Genomic DNA, 17,851 nt, shown 5'->3' with positions numbered 1-17,851 from the left:
AAATGACAGCTCGCAAATGGATGCGGAACTACGCTGTTTTGCTTGTGTATCGCGGGCCGTCATTATAGACCAGAGCGGGCTTTCCCTCATGGCCGGATGAGATACGTGAGCGCTATGCACCTCTTCTGCCATTAAGATGCAATCTTAATAATGAAAATCCTGAATCCTATAATTTCCTACTCAAACTTTGGCAATCAAGCAGGGACGTATTCAATAGCAACATCAATCGGCGATGTGGATTAAGCAACTAATGTTGCACATGCCGCGTCAGCGCCCCTTCAATCAAATCCAGTTCACGCAACAAACGTTGATGCAAAGTATCGTCCAGCTTGTTGTGCAACCACATCTGAAATAACTCGTCGCGTTCTGCGCGTATCGCGGACAGGCGCAGTTCACGTTCTTTCTCTGCCAGCAGTTGTATGCGGGTGGCTTCTTCGCCTTCGCTTAAACCGTAATCCAGCCGTCGCCGATAGAGTTCGGTGACGCGCATGGCTGCTTCTGTTTGACCGTTATTTTCTGCATTTTCCGGCGCAGCGTCGCATAGTGATTTGATGTGACGGATGGCGGCTTCTGCTGCTGCGACGCGGGCATGTCCTTCATCCATGCCCAGCATCGGTTCGGGCGCAAACTTCATGTCCTTGCTCAACAAAGGCAAGGCCACGCTTGCGCTCAATAGCGAAAGCAGGATTACGCCTTTTGCCAGAAAAATCAGCAAATCCCGCGCCGGGAATGCAGAACCATCCGGCATCAATAAAGGCAAAGTCAAAATACCGGCCAGTGTGATCGCGCCACGTACGCCTGAACATGCGGTCAACAGGAGCACGCGCATAGAAGGCTTGATATCGCTAGACTGATCACGGCGCTTCTTGAACAAAGTGAAGCGGAGCGTACTCCACACCCACAAAAATCTCAGACCGGTTAGCGCAACGCCAATCGCAATCACATAGAGCGATAACCACCATGCGCTACTCAATCCCATATTGTTTGCCACCATAGGCAAACCTTCCACCGTGGTTCGTATTTGCGCACCGAGAATCACAAAAATCACGCCATTGAGCGCCATCTGTATCGTGTCCCACACTGCGCGGCGTTGCATGCGCGTCGTCGCCAATCGGCGGCCGACCATATCGGTGTAGTGCGTGGTAATGCCGGCAGCGGCAGCAGCAAGAATGCCGGAAACCTGCAAATGTTCTGCCAACAAATAAGCCGCAAATGGCAGCAACAGGCTGATCAAAATTTGACTACCGGGATCTTCACCGACAGCAAATACCAGCCACTTATTCGCGACGCCAATCAGCCATGCCACGAGGACGCCGACCAGCAAACCACCGCCTGCTGTCCACAGGAACTCTATCGACGCATCCAGAAAGGAAAACGTACCGGTAATCACCGCCGCCAATGCAAAGCGAAAGCAGACCAGGCCGGACGCATCGTTGAGCAATGCTTCGCCCTCGAGTATGTGCATCAGACGCGGTGGAATCGGGCTTTGTGAAGCGATGGCAGAAACCGCAACCGGATCGGTGGGCGATAGAATTGCAGCCAGCGCAAACGCGGCGGCCAGCGGTACGGATGGAATCATCCAGTGTATGAAGTAGCCCATGCCGAGGACCGTAAAGAGCACCAGACCAATCGCCAACGTGGTGATTGGGCGCACGTCGCGAAAAAAGGCGCTTTTGGGAATGCGCCAGCCGTCCAGAAACAGCAAGGGCGGAATGAAGAAGAGGAAGAAAAATTCAGGATCGAGCGGGACGCTGATGCCAAAGCCGTAAGCCAGCCCGGCTCCCACTGCAATCTGCACCAGGGGCAAAGGCACCTTGATTGGCAGTAGTCGTGCAAAGAATCCGCTGGCCAACACGGCCAGCAATAAAATCAAAGCGATCGTAACGGTATGCATCTAGGCTTGAATCTCATTGGGTGCTGATACTGATGTTCTAAAACTTAAGTCTCAAGTTTTAATTCGAGCCCCATTTTATCGAAACGACCATCTACGCGCATACCGTTATAAAGTTCATTCAATTACGAGTTGCCGAGTTTTTCCTTGCGTATTGCTTCATCGTCCATCAGCTCGTACCACATCGCATTCAGCACGGCGAAAGCCGCTGCAAGAGGCAGACCCAGCATCCAGGCAAAATACCACATGATTTGTCCTTGTCTTTGATTGATGGCTGTCAGATGACGACGGCACGATCTTCACATTGCTCCGTCAATATGCATGTCCGCTTTCATCGCGTATCGCTTTTTCATCCACCTTGCCCCACAACACGTGATACACCCAGGTCGTGTAAGCGACGATGATCGGAATAAAAATCACGCTTACCACCAGCATGATGAACAGGGTCAGATGGCTGGATGAAGAGTCCCATACCGTCAGGCTGGCAGCCGGATGAATGGACGATGGCAGGATGAAGGGGAACATGGACGCACCCACACTCAGCACGATGCCGCTGATGCTCACTGCACTGCACAGCAGTGTGAATATTTCACGCCGCATGCGCAAACCCAACCATGCACCGAGCGCTCCAAGCAGACCCAGAACCGGTGCCGCCATCGTCCACGGTTGCGCGGCGTAATTGACGAACCACGCACCCGCATGCCCTTCGACCGTTTTCAGCAAAGGGTTGGAAGGGCCGACTGGATCGATCATGCTGGTAATGCGATAGCCATCCACGTATTTCCACAGCAGCAGACCGGCAAAGGCATACAGCAGCACCGTCGCCAGCGCCGCCATGCTGCCGTAGCGTCGCGCGCGCTCTGCCACCACACCGTCTGTTTTCAACTGCAGCCACGCACTGCCGTGCATGACCAGCATGGCGACCGAGACCAGCCCGCACAACAAGGCAAACGGATTCAGCAAACCGAAAAAGCTGCCTTCGTAGAAAATATGCATGTGCGGATCAAGCCGGAACGGTACGCCCTGCAACACATTGCCCAGCGCCACACCGAAAATCAACGTCGGCACGAAACCTGAAAAAAACAGTACGCCATCCCAGCGTGCGCGCCAGCCCGGATCTTCGCGTTTGCTGCGAAACTTAAATGCTACCGGACGCAGGATAAGCGCGACCAGAATCGCAAACATGGCAAGATAGAAACCGGAAAATGCAACGGCATAAAGCTGCGGCCATGCGGCAAAAATTGCCCCGCCGCCCAGAATCAGCCACACCTGATTGCCTTCCCATACCGGTCCTACGCTATTGATGACGACGCGCCTTTCGATATCGTTGCGCGCAACAAAAGGCAGCAATATGCCGGTGCCCAGATCGAAGCCGTCCGTCACCGCGAACGCCAGCAGCAACACGCCGATCAAAGCCCACCAGATCAGACGCAGAATATCGTAGTCGATGAGTGTGTGCAGTATCATGATTGCTCCGGTGCGGCTGCAGGAGTGCCGGCAAGAACAGGTTTCAGGTCACTCATTTCTCGAGGTGAATGTTCTGAGCTCGGCCCGGCATGAATCGCCTTGAAAATCAGTTTCATCTCGATGATGAAGAGCACGGTATAAATCAGGATGAAACCGCACAACGTAATCAGCAGTGTCTTGATGCCGAGGCTGGATACCGCCACCGCTGTCGGCAGTACGCCTTCTATCACCCACGGCTGGCGGCCGAATTCAGCCACCAGCCAGCCCGCTTCGACGGCTATCCATGGCAAGGGTATCGCACACACCGCCAGCTTCAGCAACCAGCGATGTTTGGTGAGTTGCCGGCGCGCCGACAGGAAAAAGAAAGTGCCCGTCAGCAGAATCAGGAAGATGCCTATCCCGACCATGATGCGGAACAGCCAGAACAGAGGAGCAACCTGCGGTACGGTATCCAGTGCCGCCCGGGAAATTTGAGCCGGCGTAGCCTGGCGCGGATCGTCTACATAGCGTTTGAGCAGCAGGGCATAGCCGAGATCGCTGCCGGTTTCTTCAAATGCAAAGCGCATTTCCGGCGTGATTTTTTCACCCTGCCCGACGGCGCGAATTTTTTGCAAGGCATCGTAAGCCTGTATGCCGTTCGCAATACGCAATTCAGCATGCTGCACCAGTTCATTAATACCGGGAATCACGGTATCCAGCGAACGTGTGCCGATCAAGCCCATCACCCACGGTATATGAATCGCATAGTGTGTCTCGCGTGCTTCCTGATTCGGGAAACCGATCAGGGTAAAGCTGGCCGGTGCCGGCTGGGTTTCCCACATTCCTTCAATCGCAGCCAGTTTCATTTTTTGATGTTCGGTTGACAGATAACCGCTTTCATCGCCCAGTACCACTACCGACAGTGCCGCCGCCAAGCCGAAAGACGCTGCCACCGTCATCGAACGTTTGGCCAGTTCGAGATGGCGCCCTTTCAGCACATACCATGCTGAAATTCCCAGCACGAAAATCGCTGCCGTCACATAACCGGCCGATACCGTGTGCACGAATTTGGCTTGCGCAACCGGGTTGGTCAGGACTGCTGCAAAGTCGGTGACTTCCATGCGCATGGTTTCCGGATTGAGCGCGGCACCGACCGGATTTTGCATCCATCCGTTGGCAATCAGAATCCACAATGCAGAGAAATTGGAGCCGATGGCCACCGCCCAGGTGGTGATCAAGTGCCCCACTTTGGAGAGTTTGTCCCAGCCGAAGAAAAACAGGCCAACGAAGGTCGCTTCCAGAAAAAAGGCCATCAGGCCTTCTATCGCCAACGGCGCCCCGAAAATATCACCGACGTAGTGGCTGTAGTAACTCCAGTTCATGCCGAACTGGAATTCCATGACCACTCCGGTCGCCACACCCATCGCGAAATTGATGCCGAACAGCGTGCCCCAGAATTTGGTCATGTCGCGCCAGATGACGCGGTCGGTCATGACGTAGACCGTTTCCATGATGGCGAGCAGGATCGCCAGCCCTATCGTCAGCGGAACAAACAGAAAGTGATACAGCGCCGTGATGGCGAACTGCAGGCGGGACAAGGAAACAATATCGAGTTCCATAAACGTCCTTTGTATCTGATTTGAACTTGTTGCGCTGACAGCTCCAATCAATCCGGCCGCAGCGTATTCAATACCATTTCAAAATCCGCATCACCACGCGTAACGTCCCTAACGATACGCCCATATTGCAGACAAACCAAGCGGTTCGCCAACGCCGCTTCACGCCGCACATGCGTTGCCAGCAGTATTCCCCGTCCCTGCGCCAGCGTATCCAGCCTTTGCAGCACATCGCGTGCAGTGGCCGGATCGAGCCCTTCAGTCGGCTCGTCAAGCAACCACAGCGGCACCTGTCGCAACAACAAGCGTGCCAGTGCCAGCCGGCGCAACTGTCCGCCAGACAAACCCATGCCGCCTTCACCCAGTCGCCTGTCCAGTCCGGCCGGCATCCTTGCCACATCGTCGGCCAGACCGGCTGTCCGCAATACCTGCCATAGTCGTGCATCGTCAGCCTGCGCATCGGCCAGACGCAGATTGTTGCCCAGGCTGTCCTGGAACAGCTCGGTGCGCTGTGTCAACAAGCAGTGTGGCGCGACTTGCAGCAAACCGGATTGCGCGCTCAACTCTCCGGCAACGACTGCCATTAAAGTCGATTTACCCGCCCCGCTCGCGCCTATCAATGCCACGCGTTCGTTGGCTCGCATGGCGAATGTAATGTTGTGCAAAACAGGATCGCCTGGCGCCTCCGGGCCGGCAGGATGCGCTGTCATATTCACCAGATTGAGGATCAGATTATCCCCCGGAGATTGCGCACCTGCACTTGCCGTTTCCGTCTGCTGCAGGCGCGGCGCCAGCCGGCGCGCAGCCAGCACCGTGCGCCCCAACTCCAGCGCACCGCGACGCAGTCCGGCAAACGGTTCCAGCGCCGTCAGCACCAAGAGCAAGGCCAGTGCAGCCAGCGGCGCGCCTATCTCTCCTGCCTCAACCAGCGCTGCGACCACCAGCAAGGTCGCAGCCAGCGTCAAGCTACCGACCGCAGCGTAGCTTGCGCCTGCCTGCACTTCCAGCCGGTTCAAGGCATCATCTGCACGCGCCAGGTAACGATCGGCGATAGCCAGCGTTTCTATCTGCGCATCCAGACGTCCGGCCATGATCAATTCCGTCTGCCCGGCCAGCAGATCGATGCTGCGCGCGCGCAGGGCTTCGAGCGCATAACTGCGACGCCGCGACGCCGCACGCGCAGCTTGCGCGGTGAGCAAGGCTATCCCCACACCGGCCGCGATCAGCCAGACGACCATCCCTATTCCCAAGCGGATATCGAGAAAACTCAGCGCAAGACCGGTTGCCAAAGCCACGGCAATTGCCGCGGCAAAAGGTACCAGGATGCGCAGGTAGAGCGTATCCAGCGCGTCTATATCTCCAGTCAGGCGGAACAATAATTGCGCGGGTCGGGCCAGCAAACGCCGCGCAGCCTCCGCCTGCGCCCAGCCGCGAAACAGACGTTCGCGCAAGGCCGCCAGCACGGCCAGCGTCGCATCGTGCGTCACCAGTCTTTCGCCGTAACGGGAAAAAGTGCGGCCCAGCGCCAGCAAACGGATGCCAGCCGACGGCATGAAGACATCGAAAGTAAACGCCAGCGAGACATTCAAGCCGGCAATCGCGGTCGCCGTGATGAACCAGCCGGACAAGCCCAGCAAGGCCATGCCTGACAAGGCGGTCACGACAGCCAGCAAAGCGCCCAGCAGCAAACTATTGTGACGCCGGGCGGCGAGGAACAAGGCCAATACCGGATACAGATCGCGCCACAGCTTCATGCCGGCACCTTCGCATCCGTATTTGCATCGGTATCCAGCATGATCACGCGATCCATGCACGCCGCCAGTACCGGATCATGCGTGGCAATGATCATGGTTTTTCCCTGCGCCAGTTGCAGCAGGGCCTCGGTGACCTGATGCGCCGTCATGCTGTCCAGATGCGCAGTCGGTTCATCCACCAGCAGCAAATCGACATGCGGGTCAACCGCCGCACGCGCCAGTGCCAGCCGCACCGCCTCGCCACCCGACAAACCTCCGCCACCTTCACCCAGGCCAACGCCGGGCTGCGCTTGCGGCACCTTGTCCAGCGCAGCAAAACGCAGTGCCGACGCCACATCCTGCGCATCGATATCCTGCCGGCCCAAGGCGACATTGGCGCACACCGAGCCGGCGAAAATATGCGGCTTCTGCCCTATCCATGCCATGCGCGTGCGCAAGGCATGGATGGTGTTTTCCGCCAAAAGCACACCGCCTATTCTGATCTCGCCGCCCTGCGCCGGCACCAAACCCGCCAGCAGGGCCAGCAAGGTCGATTTGCCGCCACCGCTGGCGGCCACAATCGCGATACGCTCGCCGGCTTTTACATGCAGCGCAAAACTGTCAAACACCAGTGCGGCGGCTCCTGCATGCGAAAAGTGCAAACCGTGAATCTCGACTGCCGGCGCCGCTTTATCTTCATACGGAAAACCCGTCTGCGGCAGGATGGGCTTGGCGCTTGCACCCGGCAGCAATATGCCTGCTCCGCTCAGGCGCTCCATCGCCTCCAGCGCCGCCTCGCCAGCTGCCCTGTCATGCCAGACGCTGGACAGATCACGCAGCGGTTCGAAAAAAGCTGGAGCCAGCAGCAGGATGAACAAACCCTCTCCCAATGTCAGGCGTCTGCCCCAGGCGCCGAATTCAAGCTGGCCGAGTAAATGAAAGCCTGTATAAACCGCCACCATCGCCACGCCCAGAGCGGCAAACAGTTCGAGTACGGCAGAAGATAAAAACGCAATGCGCAAGACCGCCATCGTGCGTTGACGCAATGCTTCTGCCGCGTCACGCAAACGCAAGGCAGTGATATCCACGGCACCCAGGGTGCGCAAGGTCGCCAATCCACGCAGGCGATCCAGTAAAAAGGCATTCATACCGCCCATCTCGATCATCTGCGCTTCACTTGCGGCTTTCGCACGCCAGCCGACCAGCGCCATGAAAAGCGGAATCAAGGGTGCTGCCACCAGCAAAATCAGTGCGGCGACCCACGAGAAAGGGAAAACGATGACGAGAATAACGAAGGGAACAAGCGTGGAGCGCAGACGCGCAGGACGATAACGGGTCAGATAAGGAATGATTGCTTCCGCCTGTTCCGCCATGACACTCGCGGCAAGACCCGAGGCCGGACGCTGTACATCCAGCGGAGAACGCGCTGCCAGCGATGCAGCAACTTGTGCGCGCAACCCAGACAGGCGCAAGCGTGCTTTTTTGAATACCAGTCGGATCCCGCATGCATCGCAGGCAGCACGCAGCAAGCCGACAATCAGCAGGAGTAAGGCAGGAATCCTGACGGCCTCCAGGCCACCGCCATCTGCCACGCCTTGCACGGCATAAGCCAGCAAAGCTGCTTGCGGCAACCACAGCAAGGCTGCCAGCGTTTGCAGAGCAGCACCCATATCGAACCTTTGAGCGGACTGCAAGCGACGGGGAGATTCTGAGCTTGGGTGCATAGTGCTATGCATTATGGCTGATCGTCGCTGTTAATTCTGCATCCGATCCATGAGCATCCATTTTATGCCTCACTGATGAGCTGAATTTCTGGATGCTGCCGGAAAGAATGTCAGTGAAAACGAATTGCATCAAATTTACATTTGAATAATATATTTAAGCTAATCGGAGGCAGTTTCTTTTGATTGTGGTCAGCTATCGCCATCGCAGTGCTGAAGACATTCATGATGTACCGCCATCATTGAGGCACGCTGCTGCTTCACGCAAGGCATTGAAGGTCCGCTAAAATGATGATAACGGCAGGCATACAGGAACGGCATGAAGCGCTTATGATGTCAGTAATGCGCTTTCACACGCCCTCGCGCGTCTTTCATTCATGGAGAATCAAGTGCCCGCAAGCGATCTTTGCAGCGACGAAGAAGTCACACAACTGGTACATGCGTTTTATGCCAAGGTAAGGCGTGACGACATGCTCGGCCCCATCTTCAATAGCGAAGTCGAAGACTGGGATCATCATCTGTCAAAACTGGTGGATTTCTGGTCATCCATCCTGCGTGGCACCGGCCGTTATACCGGCACGCCGATGCAAAAACATACGGCATTGAGTCATCTGGATCCGGCGCTTTTCCAGCGCTGGCTGGCGCTGTTTGATGAAACCATCAAACAGCAAGCCAATCAGGCGATGGGCGAACGCGCCTATGCCGCTGCACAGCGCATTGCGCAAAGTCTTTGGTACGGGTATCAGATGAGCCGCAATCCGGATGCGCTGCCTACGGATTTGCCTGCTAGTTGAATTGCTGCAGAAGCCTGCTGCATCGCGATAACGAGCAGAATATATAGTCGGGATTTTTGCACGGCGCAAGACGGTCTTTCGTCATCCGGCATGCAATGAAAATTCTGGCAAGAGAATGCAGCCTGCCGGCGGCTGCGACGCTTTCCCCTCCTCAGGTACTTGCAGCGCTGTCACCGGCGTGCACCATTACTTCGTCAACTGCAGGCTGCCCTTCATGATTCCTGCATGGCCAGGGAAAGAGCAAAAGTAAGTGTAACTTTCGCCTGCCTTGAGCTTGCTGGTCTGAAATGTCACGGCATCGCTTTCGCCACCGCCTACCACTTTGGTATGCGCAATCACTCGCGCATCGCCGGCTTTCACATAGTTTTTAGCGGCACCGGCGGCCATGCCATCAGTGTCGATACCTTGCACGTCAGCAGTTTTGCTGAGTACCCAGTTATGACCCATTGCCGTTTTCGGCAACTTGCCGCTGTGCTTGAGCTTGACGGTAAATTGCTTACAGCTTTGCGGCACGCTGATACTGGCCTTGTTGTATTGCATCGCATCGTTGCCTTCTATCTCGGTCGAACAATCTGCTGCCAGCACCGAACTGCTCAATCCTGCCAGCATCAGCAAGGCTGTGGTTTTCCATATCTTCACTTTTTTCTCCTTTAGGCAAACAACAATAAAACCTGCTCACTTACAAAGCTTCTATGCGCGGATAAAAATCGCGGTTTTCACGTTGCATACGTTCATGCAGCGTACGCAAGACAATATTGGCATCAGCACGAAAACCATCTTCATCACGTTGCAAACTGTGCGCCGTATTCCAGCGTTGTGCAAACCCTTCGTAAGTACGCGCAATCACACTCATTTCCTCCTGGAACTGTTTACCCATGCGCGCCATGGCGGCATTCTGGCCGTTCTGCAAGGCCGGGTACAAAACCTTGTCTTCGACAGCCAGATGCAGTTTGATGGTCGAACTCATCGCCACGACCAGCCTGGCGATATCTGACGCGTTCAGTGCCACGCCAGCCTGGGTCAGCTTGCGCAGGCTTGCAATGTTGCCGAGGATATCGACGTGCTGCTGTTTGAATTTATCAATATTCATCTATCGTTCCACTTGAAATAAAATCTTTACGCATGCACCGAACGGATCAGCGCAGCATTCTCGAACAGGATGTTGTTTTCCAGATGGATGTGCTCCATCAGGTCTTCACGAAATACGCGCAACGCAAAATACAGCGCCCGCCATGTATTGCACGCGGCCTGCGGCAAGCTGATATCGTTCGTCAGCGCCAGCAGATGCTGCAAGGCGTCGCCATGCTGGTCGTGCTCCATGCGCATGATGGTGATCGGTCCTCCTACCAGTGCTGCCTGGCCGCATAGCAGCAAGGGAAACAGTATCTGCTCCTCTTTTTTCATATGGCTTTCCAGCTCCTGCTGCATCTCGCTCAAGTGATCCGCCAGGCCGACCGGACAGTCATTGCGCTCGCCGTGCGTCTGCTCGACCTTGCGTGCCAGCCGTATCAGTTCCGGCAATTGCTGACGATGACGTTCATGAAAACGCAGCAGGATATGGTCAATCAAACTTTCCGACGACTCGGCATTCCAGTCGGTTTCATCCGTGGCGCCTTGCAGGCTTGCCAGACGCTGTGCGACTTCCTCCGCATCAATACCTTTTTCTTGCGCGGCGTCGCGCAAGCTGTATTTACCGCCACAGCAAAAATCCAGCTGGTAATCATTAAAAACCCTGGTAGCGCCAGCGACGCTGCGGGCCAGTTGCCCTAGTGATTGATCGAGCATGTCCATCGCTCCCCCCTTTTTTCACAAGTATGTACAAAGAAGACAATGCGAATCGCGTGCCTGAAAAAAACCTAACAAAATCAATGTTATGGGAATGCAATGGTATTATTTACCCCAAATAAAAAAGGTAAATTAAACCACTTAAGGTTGTTTTGACCATGATGACAAATTTCTTCCTCGCCGATCTGGTGGCCAATCTTGCGCCGGCGATCCGCATGCAGCGGCTGGTCAGCACTTTGCGTACGCATTTTCGTTGTGGTGCCGTGGCTTTGCTGCAACTGGAAGAAGAGCATTTGCGCCCGATTGCCGTAGATGGCCTGGTGCGCGATGCGCTGGGTCGTCGTTTCGCGATCAGCCAGCATCCGCGCCTGGCCGCCATTCTGACGCGACGCGACGTCACCCGCTTCCACCACGACAGTACGCTGCCCGACCCTTACGATGGATTGATCGACGAGCACATCGGTGAACCCTTGCCAGTGCACGATTGCATGGGCATCAGCCTGCATGTCGAGGGACAGCCCTGGGGCGTGCTGACGCTGGATGCGCTGCAGATTGGCACCTTCGATGACACTGCGCAAACGGAGCTCCAAAAACTCACGATGGTCATCGAGGCATCTATCCGCATCACCCGCCTGGAAGCCGAAATTCGTGCGCTGCGGCTGACACGTGGCGATGCGCCTATGGACAGCAGCAAGCAGGAAAGTGAAATCATCGGCCAGAGCGAAGCAATCGGCCAGCTATTGCATGAGTTGCGCGTGGTCGCCGATTCGGAACTGCCGGTGCTGCTACTCGGTGAGACCGGCGTCGGCAAGGAATTGTTTGCGCACCGCCTGCATCGTCAGTCGCGTCGTCATGCCAAGCCGCTGGTGCACGTCAACTGCGCGGCATTGCCTGAATCGCTGGCAGAAAGCGAATTGTTCGGCCATGCCAAAGGCGCCTTCTCGGGCGCCATCAGCGACAGGCCCGGCCGTTTTGAAGCTGCCGAAGGCGGCACGCTGTTTCTCGATGAAGTGGGTGAACTGCCGCTGGCGGTACAGGCCAAATTGCTGCGCACCTTGCAGAACGGCGAGATTCAGCGCCTGGGCGCAGACCGGCCGCGACGCGTCAATGTGCGCGTGATCGCCGCCACCAACCGCAACTTGCGCGACCTGGTGCGGGACGGCGCATTCCGCGCAGATCTGTATCACCGCCTGTCGGTCTATCCCTTGCCGATTCCGCCACTGCGCGAACGCGGCAACGATGTGCTGCTGCTGGCTGGCCGTTTTCTGGAACTCAATCGTGCACGACTCGGCTTGCGCAGCCTGCGTTTATCGAGCGATGCGCAAGCTGCCCTGCGCCGCTATCGCTGGCCGGGCAATGTGCGCGAACTGGAACATGTGATCAGCCGTGCTGCACTCAAGACACTCAGTCGTGGTGTCAATCGCAACGACATCATCACACTGGAAGCAGAGCTGCTTGATCTGGATGCACTGGAATTGCCGCCAGCACTGGCGTCTCAGGCAACGGCACCCGGCATTCCACTCGCCATATCGTCTCTGCGCGACGCGGTAGCAACATGTGAGCGCCAATCCATTCAGCAGGCGCTGGATGCCAATGGCGGCAGCTGGGCGCAGGCAGCGCGGCAACTGGATGTGGATGCAAGCAATCTGCACAAGCTGGCACGGCGACTCGGGCTCAAGGATTAATTTTCCCGGAATTGCTGGTAAACATTCCTGGTAAACGCAAACGCCATCCGATGAGGATGGCGTCAGGAACTACATGATGCTTTTCTCCGCGCCGAATGCGCGCGGAAGGAAAGCGTTTATTCCCACTCGATCGTGGCCGGCGGCTTGCCGGAAATGTCGTACACCACGCGGTTAATGCCGCGTACTTCATTGATGATGCGGTTGGAAACCTTGCCGAGCAGATCGTATGGTAAATGCGCCCAGTGCGCCGTCATGAAATCCTGCGTCTGCACTGCACGCAAGGCCACCACGTATTCATAGGTACGGCCATCGCCCATCACGCCGACCGACTTCACCGGCAAAAATACCGCGAAGGCCTGGCTGGTTGCGTCGTACCAATTGCGATGCGGAATCCCGTTGTCGGTTGCTTCCGAGGCGCCGGCCGCCAGCACATATGGCGTATTGCGCAGTTCTTCGATAAAGATCGCATCGGCACGGCGCAGCAGATCAGCAAATTCCTTTTTCACTTCGCCGAGTATGCGCACGCCCAGGCCAGGACCGGGGAAAGGATGGCGATACACCATATCGTGCGGCAGGCCGAGCGCCACGCCCAACTGACGCACTTCATCCTTGAACAATTCGCGCAGTGGTTCCAGCAATTGCAGGTTCAATGTCTCAGGCAAGCCGCCGACATTGTGGTGGCTCTTGATGGTGTGCCCCTTCTTGCCCTTGCCTGCGCTTTCAATCACGTCCGGATAAATCGTGCCTTGTGCCAGCCACTTCGCATTCTTGCGTTTGCCTGCTTCGACCTGGAACACTTCCACGAATTCGCGGCCGATGATCTTGCGCTTGGCTTCCGGATCGGTCACGCCGGCCAGATGGCCCATGAACTGATCGACTGCATCGATACGAATCACGTTGACACCCAGATTGTCGGCGAACATGTCCATCACCATCTTGCCTTCATCGAGACGCAGCAAGCCGTGATCGACAAATACGCACGTCAGCTGGTCGCCGATGGCGCGATGGATCAGTGCCGCAGCAACGCTGCTGTCCACACCGCCGGACAAGCCGAGAATGACTTCATCGCTGCCGACCTGCTGGCGAATTTTTTCAACCGCTTCAGCAATATAGTCGGGCATGTTCCAGTCCGATTTGCAGCCGCAGATATCGTGCACGAAGCGCGCGATGATGGCCTTGCCCTGCAGCGTATGCGTGACTTCCGGATGGAACTGGAATGCATACATGCGGCGCGCTTCGTCGGCCATGCCGGCAATCGGGCAATTTGGCGTCGATGCCATCAGCTTGAAGCCGGGCGGCATTTCATTGACCTTGTCGCCATGACTCATCCAGACCTTCAGCATGCCATGACCTTCAGCCGTGGTGAAGTCGCTGATGTCTTTCAGCAGTGCGGTGTGACCATGTGCGCGCACTTCGGCGTAACCGAATTCGCGAACGGTGCCATTTTCGACCTTGCCGCCCAGTTGCTCCGCCATCGCCTGCATGCCGTAACAGATTCCCAGCACAGGCACGCCCAGTTCAAATACGGCTTGCGGTACGCGTGGCGACTCGTCGCCCTCGATCACCGAGTTCGGACCGCCCGACAGAATCACGCCGGCTGCGCCGTAATTGCGCACGAATTCATCGCTGACGTCATACGGATAGACTTCGGAAAAAACACCGGAATCGCGCACGCGACGTGCGATCAGTTGGGTGACCTGGGAACCGAAATCGAGGATGAGAATTTTCGAATGCATGAGATAAATGGCTTAGCGTTTCAATGTGGAACAGTTAATTTTCAGATCAGGACCCGGTGCGGGGTGCATCAGCGGAAAATCCGGAGAAGTGCAATTCCCGCTCGATTAGCGCCGCCAGATCCGCCATCCAGTGTCCATCGCCGGATGTGAAAGCGCGCGAGCGCTCATGTATCAGCACTACCCTGCCGACAACATTGCCGGCGCGATCGCGCAAAGGCTGCAGGGCACAAAACCGCACCTCGAAATTATCGACCTTGCCCAGCGCAGGGCTGAAAGGCGATGCTTTCTCGGGCATTAGTTGCAAGACCTCGCCTAAAGGCAGATCGGCGCAGAAACGATGCGCTGACGAGGCAAAAGCCGTTTCGGCCAGCATCTCATCCGCAGCATGCAGTTGCACGACACAGGCAGTAACGCCGAACAGACCTTTACCCAGCCGCTCGATACGCGCAATCGTCTGCACAAGATCCTCGTGCTCCACCCTGCCTGCTACCGTCATTTCATTCGCCTGCCGCAACACGATCTTAGTCAGCGCGATAGTTCGGCGCTTCCTTCGTGATCTGCACGTTGTGCACATGCGATTCGCTCATGCCCGCCGAGGTGATTTCCACGAACTCTGCCGCTTCACGGAAAGCGTCTATCGTCGCGCAACCGCAGTAACCCATGGTTGAACGGACGCCGCCCACCAGTTGATACAGAATCGTGACCATGCTGCCTTTGTAGGCAACACGACCTTCGATACCTTCCGGTACGAACTTGTCGACGTTATTCGCCGGGTCCTGGAAGTAACGATCAGCTGAACCATCCGCCATCGCACCCAGACTGCCCATGCCGCGGTAAGCCTTATAGCTACGGCCCTGAAACAGAATCACTTCGCCTGGCGCTTCATCGGTGCCGGCAAACATGCTGCCCATCATCACGGTCGATGCGCCTGCGGCCAATGCCTTGGAGATATCGCCGGAAAAGCGAATGCCGCCATCAGCGATACACGGTACGCCGGTACCCTTGAGCGCTTCCGCCACATTGGAAATGGCAGTAATTTGCGGCACGCCGACGCCGGCGACGATACGCGTGGTGCAAATCGAACCTGGACCGATGCCGACTTTGACGCCATCCGCACCATGTTCAACCAGAGCCAGCGCAGCAGCAGCAGTCGCAATATTGCCACCGATGACATCCACGCCCTTGTAGTTATCCTTGATCCAGCGCACGCGATCCAGCACGCCTTTGGAATGGCCGTGCGCAGTATCGACCACGATCACGTCCACACCAGCCTTGACCAGCAGATCGACGCGCTCGTCGTTGTCTGCACCGACACCGACTGCGGCACCGACGCGCAACTTGCCCTGGCTGTCTTTGGATGCCAGCGGATGCTCGGTCGCCTTTTGAATATCCTTAGCGGTAATCAGCCCACGCAACTCAAACGCGTCGTTGACGACCAGCACGCGCTCCAGACGGTACTTGTTCATCAGACGTTTGGCTTCCACCAGATCCGCACCTTCAGGCACGAACACCAGTTTTTCCTTGGGCGTCATCTTGCTGCTGACCGGCGCATCCAGTTCGTTTTCAAAACGCAGATCGCGGTTGGTGATGATGCCGACGACATTCTTGCCTTCCACAACCGGGAAACCGCTGATGCCATGTTGCTGCGACAGCGCCATCACATCGCGGATCTTGGTATTGGGAGGAATCGTGATCGGATCGCGCACCACGCCGGACTCAAAACGCTTGACTTTGGCGACTTCGCGCGCCTGTTCGGCGGCAGTCAGATTCTTGTGAATAATGCCGATACCGCCTTCCTGGGCCATCGCAATGGCAAGGCGCGCTTCGGTCACGGTATCCATCGCTGCAGACAGCAAGGGGATATTCAACGTGATGTTGCGCGTCAGGCGCGTAACAAGAGAAGTATCTTTAGGGAGAATGTCGGAATAAGCCGGAACCAGCAGCACGTCATCGAATGTGAGTGCTTTTTGTAATAAACGCATAGTGTTTTCCTATTGGCGCAAAACCGAATTATACAGAAATCCGCTTGCCGCGTCCCGCCCTTGCGACAAGATTTACGGCAAACCCAGCCTATGCATTGACAGATGGCAGGAAGCATGGCGAAATCGCACAAGTATTTATTCCGCCTTCCTTTAAGGACACACCATGCATGCACCCGGTTTGAAACGCCTTGCTGTCGCCATTTTGCTCGCCGGATGCACCAGCGCAGCCATGGCTCAATATGTCTGGCTGGATGACAAAGGCAACAAACAGTATTCCGACACACCGCCACCCGCATCGGTGCCGAACAGCAAAATTCTCAAATCGCCAAAGGGCCTGACGCCAGTCAGCACGCCGGCAAAACCGGCCGAAGAAACTGAAAAAGATGGCGAAGCGGCAAAAAAAGGCCCGCAAACCATCACTGAAAAGAACGCCGACTTCCAGAAACGCCGTGCACAGCAAGCGGAAAAGGACAAGGAAGCCGAAGCAAAAAAACAGGCTGCCGCCGACAAAAAGAAAAACTGCGAACAGGCTGGCAATTACAAGCGCGTGCTGGATTCGGGCCAGCGCATCAGCCGTATGGATACGTCCGGCGAACGTGACTATCTGAGCGATGAGGAACGGGTGCAGGAAATGCGTGAAAACAAACGCGCGCTGGAAGAATGCAAATAAGGTTTGAGATTTTGACCAAAACCGGCCGCTGAAACCGGCAGGTCTGTCAGGCCTTCTTTTTGACGTCCCGACTTTCGGCGCGCTTGCGCCGGGAGTCTTTTGGATCGGCGATCAGGGGCCGGTAAATTTCCACCCTGTCGTGTTCGTGCAGCACGGTATCCAGCGTTTTCAATTTGCTGTAAATACCTACACGCCAGACGCTCACATCGATTTCCGGCGCCAGCTGGATAATTCCACTCCCCTGAATTGCCTGCTGGATCGTCGTACCGGACGGCACCGTCTGATCCAGCAAAAACTGCTTATCCTCTCTGGCGTAGCAGATCTGGATATGGATGACGGCAGGGGCATTGCTCATATCGTCAGCCATAGACTTCTTCCGCCCGCTTGCTGAATGAATCGACAAAGCTGGTCGCAATCATGTTGAACACCGGCCCGATAATGGATTCGATCAGACGATTGGAAAATTCATACTGCAAATCGAATTCAATCTTGCAGGCATCTTCACGCAAGGGCTTGAAAGTCCAGGTGCCATGCAATTCCTTGAACGGCCCTTCCAGCAAACGCATGGTCATCGACACCGGCCGCACCGTCGTGTTCTCGGTGGTGAAACTTTGCTTGATCCCGTGATAATTGATCATGATGCTCGCCACCAGCTTACCCTCTTCCCGCTGTTTGACATCTATTCCTCCGCACCATGGCAGGAATTGAGGATAATCCTCGACCCGATCAACCAGCGTGAACATCTGTTCGGCGCTGTAACCCAGCAAAACTGTTTTGTGCACTACTGCCATC

17 protein-coding genes are annotated in these 17,851 nt (G+C 56.2%); 3 read left to right on the top strand and 14 right to left on the bottom strand.

From position 1 onward, the window contains the following. Window positions 1-247 precede the first annotated feature (247 nt). The 6 genes from ACIQW9_RS03710 to cydD form a co-directional block, all read right to left on the bottom strand. A complete protein-coding gene (locus ACIQW9_RS03710; protein WP_402333091.1) occupies window positions 248-1,894 on the bottom strand; it encodes a Na+/H+ antiporter in 1,647 nt (548 codons plus the stop codon). Between the two features lie 122 nt (window positions 1,895-2,016). Next, window positions 2,017-2,139: a cytochrome bd-I oxidase subunit CydX gene (gene cydX / locus ACIQW9_RS03705; RefSeq protein WP_011870882.1), complete on the bottom strand. Its 123-nt coding sequence runs from the start codon at window positions 2,137-2,139 to the stop codon at window positions 2,017-2,019. 64 nt (window positions 2,140-2,203) lie between these two features. Next, entirely contained in the window at window positions 2,204-3,358 is a 1,155-nt protein-coding gene (gene cydB, locus ACIQW9_RS03700) for a cytochrome d ubiquinol oxidase subunit II (protein WP_402333088.1), read from the bottom strand. Further along, window positions 3,355-4,956, bottom strand: a complete 1,602-nt coding sequence (locus tag ACIQW9_RS03695) for a cytochrome ubiquinol oxidase subunit I (RefSeq protein WP_402333085.1) — start codon at window positions 4,954-4,956, stop codon at window positions 3,355-3,357. The genes cydB and ACIQW9_RS03695 overlap by 4 nt, the downstream gene beginning before the upstream one ends. A 47-nt stretch (window positions 4,957-5,003) precedes the next feature. Then, window positions 5,004-6,707 carry an amino acid ABC transporter ATP-binding/permease protein gene (locus ACIQW9_RS03690; RefSeq protein WP_402333083.1) on the bottom strand — a complete coding sequence of 568 codons (1,704 nt, stop codon included), beginning with the start codon at window positions 6,705-6,707 and terminating at the stop codon, window positions 5,004-5,006. Further along, window positions 6,704-8,422: a thiol reductant ABC exporter subunit CydD gene (cydD, locus tag ACIQW9_RS03685; RefSeq protein WP_402333081.1), complete on the bottom strand. Its 1,719-nt coding sequence runs from the start codon at window positions 8,420-8,422 to the stop codon at window positions 6,704-6,706. Before cydD ends, ACIQW9_RS03690 begins: the two co-directional genes overlap by 4 nt. Before the next feature lie 362 nt (window positions 8,423-8,784). Here cydD and ACIQW9_RS03680 point away from each other — a divergent pair, with 362 nt between their 5' ends. Then, window positions 8,785-9,201, top strand: a complete 417-nt coding sequence (locus ACIQW9_RS03680) for a group III truncated hemoglobin (protein WP_402333078.1) — start codon at window positions 8,785-8,787, stop codon at window positions 9,199-9,201. A 186-nt stretch (window positions 9,202-9,387) separates the two neighbouring features. On the opposite strand, the gene azu is transcribed toward ACIQW9_RS03680, so the two are convergent. From azu to ytfE, 3 genes are all read right to left on the bottom strand, one after another. Further along, a complete protein-coding gene (azu, locus tag ACIQW9_RS03675) occupies window positions 9,388-9,810 on the bottom strand; it encodes an azurin (RefSeq protein ID WP_402337855.1) in 423 nt (140 codons plus the stop codon). A gap of 70 nt (window positions 9,811-9,880) precedes the next feature. After that, the gene (locus ACIQW9_RS03670; RefSeq protein ID WP_402333076.1) at window positions 9,881-10,291 is read right to left on the bottom strand and encodes a hemerythrin domain-containing protein; all 411 of its coding nucleotides are present in this window, start codon (window positions 10,289-10,291) and stop codon (window positions 9,881-9,883) included. A gap of 26 nt (window positions 10,292-10,317) precedes the next feature. Next, on the bottom strand, window positions 10,318-10,992 hold the full coding sequence (ytfE, locus tag ACIQW9_RS03665; RefSeq protein ID WP_402333073.1) for an iron-sulfur cluster repair protein YtfE: 675 nt from the start codon (window positions 10,990-10,992) through the stop codon (window positions 10,318-10,320). A gap of 155 nt (window positions 10,993-11,147) precedes the next feature. Between ytfE and norR the strand changes: the two genes are divergently transcribed. Then, a complete protein-coding gene (gene norR, locus ACIQW9_RS03660) occupies window positions 11,148-12,671 on the top strand; it encodes a nitric oxide reductase transcriptional regulator NorR (protein WP_402337853.1) in 1,524 nt (507 codons plus the stop codon). A gap of 116 nt (window positions 12,672-12,787) precedes the next feature. On the opposite strand, the gene guaA is transcribed toward norR, so the two are convergent. Genes guaA through guaB form a run of 3 tightly spaced genes read right to left on the bottom strand, consistent with a single transcriptional unit; the run spans window position 12,788 to window position 16,389 of the window. Beyond that, window positions 12,788-14,407, bottom strand: a complete 1,620-nt coding sequence (guaA, locus tag ACIQW9_RS03655) for a glutamine-hydrolyzing GMP synthase (RefSeq protein ID WP_402333071.1) — start codon at window positions 14,405-14,407, stop codon at window positions 12,788-12,790. Window positions 14,408-14,453: 46 nt separating this feature from the next. After that, complete coding sequence (locus tag ACIQW9_RS03650; RefSeq protein WP_402333068.1) at window positions 14,454-14,903, bottom strand: GAF domain-containing protein; 450 nt, start codon at window positions 14,901-14,903, stop codon at window positions 14,454-14,456. A 25-nt stretch (window positions 14,904-14,928) separates the two neighbouring features. Then, the gene (guaB, locus tag ACIQW9_RS03645) at window positions 14,929-16,389 is read right to left on the bottom strand and encodes an IMP dehydrogenase (RefSeq protein ID WP_402333065.1); all 1,461 of its coding nucleotides are present in this window, start codon (window positions 16,387-16,389) and stop codon (window positions 14,929-14,931) included. Window positions 16,390-16,552: 163 nt separating this feature from the next. Between guaB and ACIQW9_RS03640 the strand changes: the two genes are divergently transcribed. Next, complete coding sequence (locus tag ACIQW9_RS03640; RefSeq protein WP_402333062.1) at window positions 16,553-17,059, top strand: DUF4124 domain-containing protein; 507 nt, start codon at window positions 16,553-16,555, stop codon at window positions 17,057-17,059. 46 nt (window positions 17,060-17,105) lie between these two features. On the opposite strand, the gene ACIQW9_RS03635 is transcribed toward ACIQW9_RS03640, so the two are convergent. Both ACIQW9_RS03635 and ACIQW9_RS03630 read right to left on the bottom strand, forming a co-directional pair. Then, window positions 17,106-17,414, bottom strand: a complete 309-nt coding sequence (locus ACIQW9_RS03635; RefSeq protein WP_402333060.1) for an RnfH family protein — start codon at window positions 17,412-17,414, stop codon at window positions 17,106-17,108. A gap of 4 nt (window positions 17,415-17,418) precedes the next feature. Further along, the gene (locus ACIQW9_RS03630) at window positions 17,419-17,850 is read right to left on the bottom strand and encodes a type II toxin-antitoxin system RatA family toxin (protein WP_402333057.1); all 432 of its coding nucleotides are present in this window, start codon (window positions 17,848-17,850) and stop codon (window positions 17,419-17,421) included. Window position 17,851: the final 1 nt, after the last annotated feature.

Source organism: Herminiimonas sp. NPDC097707 (assembly GCF_044761395.1).
Taxonomy (GTDB): domain Bacteria; phylum Pseudomonadota; class Gammaproteobacteria; order Burkholderiales; family Burkholderiaceae_D; genus Oxalicibacterium.
Note: the sequence above shows the minus strand (reverse complement) of the source record. Positions and strands in the feature narration are given on the sequence as shown.